Source organism: uncultured Chryseobacterium sp. (genome assembly GCF_913776365.1).
GTDB lineage: Bacteria > Bacteroidota > Bacteroidia > Flavobacteriales > Weeksellaceae > Chryseobacterium.
Map to the genome: position 1 here is coordinate 14,837 of NZ_CAJYMO010000199.1, position 12,385 is coordinate 27,221.

The 12,385-nt window shown below is 42.0% G+C and carries 10 protein-coding genes; 6 read left to right on the top strand and 4 right to left on the bottom strand.

Going from position 1 to position 12,385, the window contains the following annotated elements:
* Window positions 1–95: 95 nt before the first annotated feature.
* Window positions 96–446: a helix-turn-helix transcriptional regulator gene (locus tag QZ735_RS10060; RefSeq protein WP_294247696.1), complete on the top strand. Its 351-nt coding sequence runs from the start codon at window positions 96–98 to the stop codon at window positions 444–446.
* 62 nt (window positions 447–508) lie between these two features.
* Here the strand turns inward: QZ735_RS10060 and QZ735_RS10065 are convergent, their stop codons facing one another.
* Together QZ735_RS10065 and QZ735_RS10070 are read right to left on the bottom strand one after the other, a co-directional pair.
* Window positions 509–1,555, bottom strand: coding sequence for a PA0069 family radical SAM protein (locus tag QZ735_RS10065; RefSeq protein ID WP_294247699.1), 1,047 nt, complete (start codon window positions 1,553–1,555; stop codon window positions 509–511).
* Window positions 1,556–1,675: 120 nt separating this feature from the next.
* Window positions 1,676–1,870, bottom strand: a complete 195-nt coding sequence (locus tag QZ735_RS10070; protein ID WP_294247701.1) for a hypothetical protein — start codon at window positions 1,868–1,870, stop codon at window positions 1,676–1,678.
* Window positions 1,871–2,035: 165 nt separating this feature from the next.
* Here QZ735_RS10070 and QZ735_RS10075 point away from each other — a divergent pair, with 165 nt between their 5' ends.
* Window positions 2,036–2,386: a hypothetical protein gene (locus QZ735_RS10075; RefSeq protein ID WP_294247704.1), complete on the top strand. Its 351-nt coding sequence runs from the start codon at window positions 2,036–2,038 to the stop codon at window positions 2,384–2,386.
* 53 nt (window positions 2,387–2,439) lie between these two features.
* Here QZ735_RS10075 and QZ735_RS10080 read toward each other — a convergent pair whose 3' ends face one another.
* Both QZ735_RS10080 and QZ735_RS10085 read right to left on the bottom strand, forming a co-directional pair.
* The gene (locus QZ735_RS10080; RefSeq protein ID WP_294247706.1) at window positions 2,440–4,980 is read right to left on the bottom strand and encodes a hypothetical protein; all 2,541 of its coding nucleotides are present in this window, start codon (window positions 4,978–4,980) and stop codon (window positions 2,440–2,442) included.
* A gap of 21 nt (window positions 4,981–5,001) precedes the next feature.
* A complete protein-coding gene (locus QZ735_RS10085; protein WP_294247709.1) occupies window positions 5,002–5,799 on the bottom strand; it encodes a DUF2797 domain-containing protein in 798 nt (265 codons plus the stop codon).
* A 91-nt stretch (window positions 5,800–5,890) separates the two neighbouring features.
* Here QZ735_RS10085 and QZ735_RS10090 point away from each other — a divergent pair, with 91 nt between their 5' ends.
* The 4 genes from QZ735_RS10090 to QZ735_RS10105 all read left to right on the top strand — a co-directional run.
* Entirely contained in the window at window positions 5,891–6,913 is a 1,023-nt protein-coding gene (locus QZ735_RS10090) for a GDP-mannose 4,6-dehydratase (protein ID WP_294247711.1), read from the top strand.
* 139 nt (window positions 6,914–7,052) lie between these two features.
* Complete coding sequence (locus QZ735_RS10095; RefSeq protein WP_027382805.1) at window positions 7,053–7,274, top strand: DUF2795 domain-containing protein; 222 nt, start codon at window positions 7,053–7,055, stop codon at window positions 7,272–7,274.
* 103 nt (window positions 7,275–7,377) lie between these two features.
* A complete protein-coding gene (secA, locus tag QZ735_RS10100; RefSeq protein WP_294247716.1) occupies window positions 7,378–10,452 on the top strand; it encodes a preprotein translocase subunit SecA in 3,075 nt (1,024 codons plus the stop codon).
* Between the two features lie 150 nt (window positions 10,453–10,602).
* On the top strand, window positions 10,603–12,385 hold a 1,783-nt coding region (locus QZ735_RS10105; RefSeq protein ID WP_294247719.1), incomplete at its 3' end, for a TonB-dependent siderophore receptor.

Here is a 12,385-nt window from a genome sequence, read left to right on the forward strand (position 1 = left end):
GCTAAAGAAAATTTTCATGCAATTTTCCAAAAATTGAAGCTCTATAGCCTTCATAGTAAGAAAGATAAAAATGGGTGCTACAGCAAAGATTTATATTGAATATTTCAATATACAAAGATTTATTCATATTTTTAAAAATAATTAATAACCCAATGAAAAGGAATAAACTGATTGCCATACGCAAATCCAAGAAAATATCTCAGGCAGATATAGCCACCTATTTAAAGATAAGCCAGACGCAATATCAGAAAAGAGAGACCGGAAAAATTAAAATATCAGATTCCGAATGGAGAAGAATTGCTGAACTTCTCGGTACAACAGTTGAAGATATTTATGAAGATGCTCCGGGTTTTGACGATAAAAAAGTAATGGAAGAAATTGTATGGCTCAAAGAGAAAATTGAATCTCTGGAAAAAAAGGTTGCTTCTGGCAATAAAACACAATGATCGATGGATGGCTTTACATTGGCCGATACCGTTACCCCGTCATTGATTATGACCAGTTTCCCCTACTCAAAAAACCTCAATTGCTGCTCTTTCGTTCCGGTAAAGCCCGAAGTTGACAAGGCCGGGAAATCTTTTCCTTCAAAGAACTTCTTTTTGCCGACCCTGAAGGTAGTATGGATCATTTCTGCAATATTCCCCTCACCTTTCTGCCGGTCAAAGTACCTTTTTTCGCCCAGCTTTCCTCCGCGCATGGAACGGATGAGGTTCAGTACTTTCTGAGCACGGTCCGGAAAAGCGGATTCGATCCACTGTACAAATACAGGCTCCACGGAATCATTCAGCCTTACCAGGGTATAGCCGAAGCTCTGCGCACCGGCATCCGAAACGGCTTTCAGGATATTCAGCGGTTCATCACTGTTCAGGCCCGGAATAACAGGTGCTACCATAATATTCACAGGAATTCCGTTTTGTGAAAGGGTTTCTATAGCTTTCAGCTTGTTGGCGGCCGAGCTGGTGCGGGGCTCCATGGTCCTCCGAAGTTCTTCATTGAGGGTAGGAATGCTCAGCGAAACAGAGACGAGCTGCTGTTCAGACATCGGTTTCAGGATATCGAGATCCCTCAGCACCAATGCATTTTTGGTAAGCACATGAACCGGATGGCGGTATTCAAGACATACCTGCAGAAGCTTCCTGGTGATTTCAAACTGCCTTTCCGCAGGCTGGTAACAATCGGTATTGCCGGACAGAAGAATCGGGGCAGGCTGGTATCCCCTCTTACGGAAAAATTTTTCCAGCAGTTCCGGAGCATTCTTTTTGACCATAATCTTCCGCTCGAAATCAATGCCTGCACTATAACCCCAATATTCGTGGGTGGGCCGTGCGAAACAATAAGAACAGCCGTGTTCACAGCCCTGATACGGATTCATCGAATACTGCATCGGGAGATCTTCGCTTTTTACCTGATTAACGATGGTTTTCGGGAAAACTTCTGTAAAAGCGGTTTTTACAGGTTCCAGATCCTCCTCTTCCGGTTCATAGGTATACCTTTCGAAACGATTGGTTACATTCCGCTGTGCGCCCTGACCTTTTATGATATCTTTCTTCTGCATCCGAACTGTAAATGTAAGCGGTAAAAATGATTTTACCATTGATTTTACTGTTAAAATTTTGCATAAAAAAACCAACACTTTCCAGTGCTGGATGTAATTAAAATCAAATATAGCGAGATACTACTTCAAAGCATAGAATTCTATTCCATGATACTCATCATCAGCGGCATTCTGATCAAAGTGCCGGTGATAATCTGAATAGGCATCATGATATCTTTTATCTTTTCTTTCCAGTATTTTTTTAATTCCGATGATACTTAACACCGCCAGAAGACCTACTCCTCCTGCCAGTAATACTCCGACTTCTTTTTTCATATTCTGTCTGATTTATTACGACCTCTACTGCAAAAAGTATACCTATTGCCATAAGGAATATAATAATTTTTGTTAATACAAAAGCTATTTTTACCGATTACGGTATCCCTATGCTTTATTTTTTCTTATGGTTTGATTCTTGTACTTTACAATAGAAATATTATTATGGAAGGTACAGGACATATCGACCAGATGACTACATTAAGTCAGGTCATGACAAGATTGACACAACGGGGAATTCACAGGGAGTTCAGAATGAACGAACAATGTGAAATGAAACTCGATAATTCTGAAAAGACCTATCAGCCGGATGATCTTACGATCATCAAGACCTATCGTTTCGAAGGACCGAGTAATCCGGATGATAATGCCGTATTGTATGTGGTAAGAGATTCCGATGCAAACTTAGGTATGGTTATCGATTCTTATGGTGCAGAAAGTAACCATCCTAAAGAATTTGACGATTTTCTTCGTCAGGTTCCTATCCTGGAAAGCAATGAATTCGATTTCGATTAATCATAAACCCGGAGCATCCAGTTCCGGGTTTTTATTTAATGGTGATCTTTTACTCATTTACGGGGCTTCAGCTTTTTGTCGTTATTGTTTCCTGCAGCATCCGGTTTTTTCGTTCCGCCTCCGATATCTACGCCAATCAGCGTCTTTTTCAGCCCCTGCTCTATCCCTTTCCAGAAAAGATTAAAGAATGACTTGGTAGGATCCCTTTCCACATCTTCCACTTTCACATCTTCCGGTAGTTTTCCCGAATCCGATTTAACGAATAAGTTGGCAACGGCTGATAACAGCCCTTTCTTTTCGCGGTTTTCCTTATCGAGGATGGCAACCTTAAGATCTTTATGCCTGAGATTAAAGCTTCCGTTGAGGCCTTTCGGATCTCCTTTGAAGTTGAAAATCATTTCCTGAATTGTTCCGGTGGCTGAAACATGAAGATACGGGCGGATAAAAGGATTGATCCCCGCTGCCGGCAGTCCGGTCGTTTTTCCTGAAATATAAAAAATATCCCTTTGGTCTGCCACATCAAAATGCCAGTTGACGGCAAGCGGCGCCAGGTTCATGAAAGTACAGTTGATCCTGATATCGGTTCTGGTTGGCTTTCCTTTTACTTTTGCCGAATTCAGATTCCGGATATCCATATCAAAGTTGCTGAAAGTAAGTTTTCCCGGGCCTGCACTTTCCGGCGTATCTTCTTCGTATACCAGTTTTGAGTTGATCAGTGCGAGATGATCCACCGTTAAAGGAATGCCGATAGAACGCAGCATCCTTGAATACAGTGGCTTTTCCTTGGGATCATCTGCAGGAATCTTGCTGCGGAAGATCACGGCATCAGCAGACTGAACCGTAACCCTGGAAGCATTGACAGACTTCTGTTGCGAAAACAGATCCCATGTCCCGGCAGCCGTTATGCGGGGGACTTTAATATCATACAGATCCCTCTCCACAGGAATCATCCTGATAAACTGTGCCCTGGAAACGGAAGGCTTCATTACAAAATTGCTGAGGCTGATATTTTTACGGTCGGCTTTCAGAAATCCGGTCGTCATTTTATAGAATCTGGTCTGGTAAACGATATTTTTAGTTGTAATATGATAATCCTTATTCTCGATAGCGATTCCGGAGCGGTCTGTTTTCGGCAGCAGCCTGACCTCCCCGATCTCAGCCTGCAGGCCGTTCAATGCAAGTGGCTGGCCATCCTTCTCATAAGTAATATCAGATTCTTTTACCATTATTTTCCTGATCATCAGCGGAAACTGAATGCCTTTAAAATCCGGCTTCGTGATTTTTTTCACTGCCTCTCCTGCTGTAATTTTTCCTTTGATACTGCCGATCAGGACATCCTTTACATCAAGGACCAGTTTTTTATCTGCGGATCCCCATTTATTGATATGAAATGCAATCTCATCCGTCATCAGGTTCATTGAAGTCTTTCCGGCTGCCGATGTATTGGGTACAACCGATATATTCCTGATGGTCCCTTTCTGCGGGGTCAGGTCCACGCTTCCGATTTTAAAATCCTGATGATTGGAAAACCAGAGATCCTTTACTGAAAAAAGGAAATTTTTGTATCCTACGGGAATAAGTTCTTCCCTTGTCTCTTTGTCAAACTTCAGTTTATCAATATGTAAGGTAAGATCGCCTGCATACAGCATCTTATTTCCATCCGGTTTCATCACCTGAACGACCGCATGGTCAAGCTTCACATTTTCCAGGGAAATGTCCAGATCAGAAGGCTTCTTTGCTTCCACCGGAACGGCACTGGTAGTATACACCAAAAGGTCGGGCCGGGAAAACCGGGCATTGGCCAGCGAAACTTTATTGTCTTTCAGCAGGATATCTGTAAACGTCATTTCCGGAACCGTAAACTGGAAAAGTTTATTCTTCTTCGGGTAATATTTTTTAAACTGCTCAAAAGGAATAACGGGAACCAGCTGGAAGTTTTTTACAGACACTTTATTACCGGTAGTCTTGATGTAATCTGTCCTGACCGCATATACATCATCCGGCCGCACAAAGAAATTTCTTCCCGAAATGCCATACCGATCAAAAACAACCGGCAACCTGTCTTTTACGGATTCTTCAGTCATCTGAAGATTTTCCACATACAGGTCCAGATCCTGTACCGACAGCAGTTTCTGCAGGGTGTGCCTGAAAACACGGATATTGCCGTTCCGGATCCTGATATTTTCAAAGGCTACCGGATTTCTTTTTTTACCGGTCTTCCGATCCGCAGGTTTTGCAAGGACGATAGTAAGATCGGGCCGCGCCAGCAGCAGATCTGATGAACTGATCTGTTTATTAAAAACGGCATCATAGATTCCGAACCGGCTTATTTTCAGCGTATCAACCGTTCCTTGAAGACCGATCACATCGGTATTAAGAGGGTTTTTACGGCCTACGGTAATACCTGTGGAAAGAATATTGCCGGAAAGCAGGTCTACTTCCATTTTTTTATACGTCACCCTGTAAGCCGTATTGTTTTTAATATATCCGGGAAGCTGGGTTTTCAGCCATATATTAAGTCCGAAATTGGCCAGTAAAACGATGATCAGAACAATCCCGAGACCTATACATAACTTTTTAACCCATTTTTTCATCTTTGTGACCGATTTTGATTGTTAATGTTTAATTTCCAGTTCGATGTAATATCCTTCATGGCCCCGGATATTAATAAATTCACCACCGTCGAAACTCAGATACTGGCCCTTGATCCCGGTCAGCTTTCCGGTAAATTCCGGTTTTTTGTCTAAGGTGAAGGAGGTTACTTTTTCAGGCTTTTCAAAGGGATAATCAAATTTCCAGAGATCTTCCCCTTCGCTGTAGAATTTCTGGAAATCTTCCGGAAAATATTCCCGGATCTTCTGCTGGAAGTCGGCCAGGTCGATATCATCTTCCAGGTCATCTTTCAGCATTTTTTTCCAGCTGGTTTTATCGGGCACATGCTGCTTCAGGGCCACTTCTATCATTCCTGCCTCATACCGGTTTTCCGTCCTTGCAATAGGCAGGGCAAAAGTGGCCCCCTGATCGATCCACCGTGTAGGAATCTGGGTATTGCGGGTTACTCCCACTTTCACTTCCCCGGTGTAGGCAAGGTATACGGTATGCGGTTGGAGCTGGATACCTTTTTCCACTTCCAGATCGCGCTCCGCGATGCCCAGGTGTGCGGTGGAAAGTTCCGGCCGGATGATGGTATCGCTGGCATACGGGCTTTCAAAGAAACAGTTTTTGCAAAATCCCATCCGGTAGATTGGCCTGTCCTGCTGGCAATGAACGCACTGGTATCCGGTATGCCTTATGGTCAGCTCCTTACCGAAGAGTTCGTTCATATGGATCAGGTCTCCGGAAAGATTGAGGTAATACTGGATCGGCTGATCATTGAAGCTTGTCATTTTTAAAATTTGCCCTTTAAACTGCATATTAATTTTTATATGTTACTTTTTTAAGTAAATTTAACGATTATATTTTTCACAAAGTAAATTTATATTTTTGGGAAAGAAAAAAATACGGATGAAATATCTTATTACCGGGGCAAGCGGTTTTATCGGTTCCCACCTTGCAGAACAATTATTAAAACAAGGACATTCTGTCATAAATATTGACAATTTTGATGATTTCTATGATTATCGGATAAAAATTAAAAACACTTTACATTCCGTTCAGGATTTTTCGGATTTTGAGTTTTCCGGAAAAGAGGACGATCTGCAGCGGCTGGCTGTACAGGTGAATTCGGATCATTACACCCTTTACTGTCAGGATATCCGTGATAGAAAAGGGCTTGAAGAGATCCTGGAATCCCATGCTGTAGATGCTGTCATCCATCTTGCCGCCCTTGCCGGCGTCCGGCCTTCCATCGAAAGGCCTCTGGAGTATGAGGAAGTGAACATCCGCGGCACCATGAACCTTTGGGACCTATGTAAAGATTTCAATATCAGAAAGTTTGTATGCGCTTCTTCTTCCAGCGTTTACGGCAATAATGAAAAGATTCCGTTTTCAGAGACGGATAATGTAGACCAGCCCATTTCACCGTATGCCGCCACCAAAAAGTGCGGGGAAATCCTGGGACATGTCTATCATAACTTATATGGTATTGACATGATACAGCTGAGGTTTTTCACCGTCTACGGCCCTCGCCAGCGCCCGGATCTCGCCATTCATAAATTCACAAGACTGATTTCCGAAAACTGCGAAATCCCTTTTTACGGTGACGGAACCACAGCCCGCGACTATACGTATATCGATGATATCATTGACGGCATTATGAAGTCTATTACCTATCTTGAAGAGCATTCTCAGGTGTACGAGATCCTGAACCTGGGGGAAAACCAGGTAATCACCCTTACGGAAATGCTGTCATCCATAGAACAGGCACTGGGAAAACCTGCCATCCGGAAAAATCTGCCAATGCAACCCGGTGATGTCCTGAAAACCAATGCCGATATCACCAAAGCCAAAGCTTTGATCGGGTATAAACCGGACACCGACTTCCAAAATGGCATAAAAAAATTTGTGGAATGGTTTTTGAGAAAATGACCCAAAAGCAGGCATCGGCTGCCGGACATCCGGTCTGTTTCCTGCGGTGAACAAAAATTAATAAAAAGAATTGAAAATCAGGTGTAAAAAAGCGTATCATATAAGCTATTTTTATACTTTTGCAAAAAATTAGAAAATTATGTACTGGACATTAGAATTAGCCTCATATCTGAGTGACGCACCCTGGCCGATGACTAAAGCAGAACTTATTGATTACGCCATCCGAACCGGTGCCCCTATGGAAGTGGTAGAAAACCTTCAGGCCATCGAGGACGAAGGGGAAATCTACGATGCCATTGATGAAATCTGGAGCGATTATCCTACAGATGAAGACTATCTTTGGAACGAAGACGAATATTAATACCTTATTTTATTTGGCTGATGGCGTACAGCGATTGGCCAAAATTTTTTCAATCTAACAATAAAGCAGCCTGTCAAAAGCCGGTTGCGATAAGCAAATATATATGAGTTTTTTAAACAAAGTTCTAAAAGGGTTTTTGGGAGACAAAAAAGCGCAGGACCTAAAAGAAGTAAAAAAAGTTGTAACCAAAATCAAAGCTGTTGAACCGGCGATTCAGCAATTGTCTGATGACGGTTTAAGAGAGAAAACGGCTGAGTTTAAAGAAAATATCAAATCTGCAACCGGCAAAATCACAGCTCAGATAGAACAGATCCAGGAGCAGATAAAAAATTCGAAAAACGTTGATGAAAAAGAATCGCTGTTCTCGAAGATTGAAGCCCTGAAAAAAGAATCATACGAAATTGAAGAAAAAGTCCTGGGGCAGATCCTTCCCGAAGTTTTTGCTTTGGTAAAGGAAACCGCCAGAAGATGGGCCCAGAACGGAGCCATCCGGGTGACGGCTTCCGATTGGGACAGGCAGCTTGCCGCCATGGGAAAAGATTTCGTTGAAATTCAGGGGGATCAGGCCATCTGGAAAAACTCATGGGATGCTGCCGGAACACCTGTAAACTGGGATATGGTACACTATGATGTCCAGTTTATCGGCGGGGTGATCCTGCACAGCGGTAAAATTGCCGAAATGGCAACCGGTGAAGGAAAAACCCTCGTAGGTACGCTTCCTATTTTCTTAAATGCCCTTCCGGGAAGAGGCGTGCACGTGGTAACGGTAAACGATTACCTTGCCAAAAGGGACTCCGCATGGATGGGGCCATTGTACCAGTTCCACGGAATGTCCATTGATTGTATCGACAACCACCAGCCGAACTCAGACGGAAGAAGAAAAGCTTATAATTCAGATATTACCTACGGAACCAATAATGAATTCGGTTTCGATTACCTGAGGGATAATATGGTAACTTCCCCTTCTGAACTCGTACAGCGGGAGCAGAACTTTGCCATTGTGGATGAGGTGGATTCCGTATTGGTGGATGATGCCAGGACACCACTGATTATTTCCGGGCCGGTTCCGCAGGGAGACCGCCAGGAATTCGATGTCCTGAAGCCTTCCATCGACAGGATTGTGGATGTACAGAAAAAAACCGTTTCTGCGATCTTTAATGAAGCAAAAAAACTAATTGCCGCAGGAAATACCAAGGAAGGAGGCTTCAAGCTGCTTCAGGCATACAGAGGACTTCCTAAAAACAGACAGCTGATTAAATTCTTATCGGAAAGCGGAAACCGTGCATTGCTTCAGAAAGTGGAAGCCCAATACATGCAGGACAACAACCGTGACATGCCGATTGTAGATAAAGACCTGTACTTCGTTATCGAAGAAAAAAACAACCAGGTAGATCTTACCGATAAAGGGGTTGAATACATGTCCCAGGGTAATTCAGACCAGAATTTCTTCGTACTCCCGGACATCGGAACTGAAATTGCCGAGCTGGAAGCTAAAAACCTTTCCAAAGAAGAAGAATTTGAAGCTAAAGAAAAGCTTTTCTCCGAGTTTGCAGAGAAGTCTGAGCGGGTTCATACCATGAGCCAGCTGTTAAAGGCTTACACTTTATTCGAGAAAGACGATGAGTATGTAGTGATCGATGGTGAAGTAAAAATCGTTGATGAACAGACCGGTCGTATCATGGAAGGAAGAAGGTACTCCGACGGTCTTCACCAGGCTATTGAAGCCAAAGAAAACGTGAAGATCGAAGCGGCCACCCAGACTTTTGCCACCATTACCCTTCAGAATTATTTCCGTATGTACAACAAGCTTGCGGGAATGACGGGTACTGCTGAAACGGAAGCCGGCGAACTTTGGGAAATCTATAAGCTGGATGTAGTGGTAATCCCTACCAATCGTCCGATTTTAAGAAATGACAAACAGGATCTGGTTTTCAAAACCAACCGTGAAAAATACAATGCCGTTATCGAGGAAATTGAGAAGTTAACAGCCGCCAGAAGGCCGGTCCTTGTAGGAACCACTTCGGTTGAAATTTCCCAATTGTTATCCAAGGCACTCCAACTGCGAAAAATACCGCACCAAGTGCTGAACGCAAAGCTTCACAAAAAAGAAGCGGAAATTGTTGCCGGTGCAGGTCAGCCGGGTGTCGTTACCATTGCCACCAACATGGCCGGGCGGGGTACTGACATCAAGCTTTCCAAAGAAGTGAAGGAAGCCGGAGGTTTAGCCATCATCGGTACGGAACGGCATGATTCAAGACGTGTGGACAGACAGCTGAGAGGTAGAGCGGGCCGTCAGGGAGATCCTGGAAGTTCACAGTTCTACGTATCCCTGGAAGATAACCTGATGCGTTTATTCGGTTCCGAAAGAATTGCCAAAATGATGGACCGGATGGGTCATAAGGAAGGTGAAGTAATTCAGCACTCCATGATCAGCAAGTCCATTGAAAGAGCCCAGAAAAAAGTAGAGGAAAATAATTTCGGAACGAGAAAAAGGCTTCTTGAGTATGACGACGTGATGAACAAACAACGTGATGTGATCTACAAGAGGAGAAAGAATGCTTTGTTCGGCGATCACCTGAAATACGATATTACCAATATGATTTTCGATGTGGCCAACTCCATCGCGGCCAAAGGTAAATCTACGGGGAATTACAAGGATTTCGAATATGAGATCATCAAGACTTTCACGATGGAATCACCGGTATCCGAGAACGATTTCAAAACGAAAACGGTTCAGGATTTAACCAACATCCTCTTCAAAGCTGCCCAGGAAGATTATCAGATGAAACTGAACCTGCTGAAGGAAAAATCATTCCCGATTATCGAGAACGTCTACCAGAATCAGGGATCGATGTTCAGAATGATCCAGGTTCCGTTCACTGACGGACATAAGACCATGACTATCGTTACCGATCTTAAGGAAGCTTATGAAACCCAGTGCGACAGCCTCATCAATGATTTCGAGAAGAACATCACCTTATCCATCATCGATGAAAACTGGAAACTTCACCTTCGTGAAATGGACGACCTGAGAAGATCTTCACAGGGTGCTGTATACGAGCAGAAAGATCCGTTGGTGATTTACAAGCAGGAATCTTTCCACTTATTCAGCGAAATGATCGACAAATTAAATAAAGAAATTATCTCATTTTTATACAAAGGAGAAATTCCTGCATAGGAAATAATAATCTTTAACCCTACAAAACCGCTTCAGGATAGCCTGGAGCGGTTTTTTATTATTCATGGGATATCAATCTATGATAAATATCAAGTTATTAATTTATTTAGAATAATTAAAAACAATATATTTGCAAAAAATTTAAGTTTCATGAAAAATGTACTGATCTGCGCTTCACTGTTAGGTTCCATGCTGACGTTTGCCCAGGAAAGAGATACGATTAAGTCGAATGATATCGAAGAAGTAGTTGTAGATGGAAAATATTATAAAAAATATGTTGAGAAGGAAGGATCTTCTTCATTACGCTTGAACGAAGAACTTATAAAGATTCCACAAAACATCACAGTAATTACCAATAGGGCATTAGAGGATCAGCAGGTTACTACAATTTCAGATGGTCTTTTAAGAAACGTAGCGGGAGCCCAGAGATTAGAACATTGGGGAGAAATGTACTCAAGAATCAATATGAGAGGATCCCGGGCAGGCGCTTTTTTTAATGGAGTAAATGTAACTTCAAACTGGGGGCCATTATCTGAAGATATGAGTTATGTAGATCATATAGAATTCGTGAAAGGACCTGGAGGATTTCTAATGTCTGCCGGAGAGCCAAGCGGAATCTACAATATTGTTACTAAAAAACCTACGGGAAACTCATTTAATGGTTCTGCAAGAGTTACATTAGGGAGTTTTGATATGTATAGGGCGGAAACAGACCTTGATACGAGAATTTCTAAAAAAGTTTCAGTACGTTTAAATTTAATGGGCTCTCAAAGAAATAGCTTCAGAGATTATGAGTTCAATAACAGATATATTATAAATCCTTCGATAAAGGTAGAACTGACTGATAAGACAACTTTAGTTGCTGAATATATCTACCAAAAAGCAAAAATGTCTGAAGTAGGTTCTGCTTATGTTTTTTCTACAGAAGGTTATGCTACAAGACCTGTAAACTACACCCATACAGATCCGGGAATTGCGCCATCCAATATGGAGGACCATACAGTAAATGTAAATTTACAGCATCAGTTTAATAAAAACTGGAAATTAACAGCACAGGTAACTTATCTGAATGATTATACCGATGCAAGTGATATTTGGCCAGATGCTGTAAATCCGGATGGTACAATGATTAGAAGACTTTCTTATTGGGAAGGATCAAACGTTATGAGGTTTGGACAGGTATATCTAAACGGCTACGAAAAAACAGGTAAAATTTCTCATAGAATTTTAGCCGGTTTAGATTTAGGAAGTAAAAAATATTTGGCAGATTGGGGCTATTCTCATCCATTGGATTCAACGCCATTTAATACCAATATCTCAACTTATCAGCCTGTAACTAATGGCTATGGCTATGAAGGGTGGATTAATCGTATCAATACCTCGCCTTTAAACCAAAGAGCTACTCCAGGAGGAACTATTGAACAAAATTATTCTGGTGTCTATTTACAGGATGAATTAGGATTTCTAGATGACAAGCTACGTCTGACCGTTGCTGCAAGGTATACCAATATTGAGCAGAATAATTATGGTACCACCATTAAAGCAGATAAAATTTCTCCAAGAGTCGGCTTGAGTTATTCTATTGATGATAATACTTCAGCTTATGCTTTGTATGACCAATCATTTACACCGCAGGCCGGTTTATTCAGAGATGGAAATACAGCTAAACCTCTAACAGGAAACAGCTATGAGATCGGCTTGAAAAGAGATTGGTTTAATGGGAAATGGAATACAACTTTATCTATCTACAATATCAGAAAAGATAATGCCATCAGCAGTGATCCAACGGACCCTACATTTAGATATTCAATCTTGGATGGAAAAACAGGCGTTAAAGGAGTAGAATTTGATATGAAAGGAGAAATTGTAAAAGGCTTTAATGCAATCTTTAATTATGCTTATACAGACAACGAGTACAAAGAATCTATAAATT

Coding starts and splice junctions, on each gene's coding strand:
- QZ735_RS10070 (WP_294247701.1), bottom strand. CDS start 1,870: ATGAAAAAAGAAGTCGGAGTATTACTGGCAGGAGGAGTAGGTCTTCTG.
- QZ735_RS10065 (WP_294247699.1), bottom strand. CDS start 1,555: ATGCAGAAGAAAGATATCATAAAAGGTCAGGGCGCACAGCGGAATGTA.
- QZ735_RS10085 (WP_294247709.1), bottom strand. CDS start 5,799: ATGCAGTTTAAAGGGCAAATTTTAAAAATGACAAGCTTCAATGATCAG.
- secA (WP_294247716.1), top strand. CDS start 7,378: ATGAGTTTTTTAAACAAAGTTCTAAAAGGGTTTTTGGGAGACAAAAAA.
- QZ735_RS10080 (WP_294247706.1), bottom strand. CDS start 4,980: ATGAAAAAATGGGTTAAAAAGTTATGTATAGGTCTCGGGATTGTTCTG.
- QZ735_RS10075 (WP_294247704.1), top strand. CDS start 2,036: ATGGAAGGTACAGGACATATCGACCAGATGACTACATTAAGTCAGGTC.
- QZ735_RS10090 (WP_294247711.1), top strand. CDS start 5,891: ATGAAATATCTTATTACCGGGGCAAGCGGTTTTATCGGTTCCCACCTT.
- QZ735_RS10095 (WP_027382805.1), top strand. CDS start 7,053: ATGTACTGGACATTAGAATTAGCCTCATATCTGAGTGACGCACCCTGG.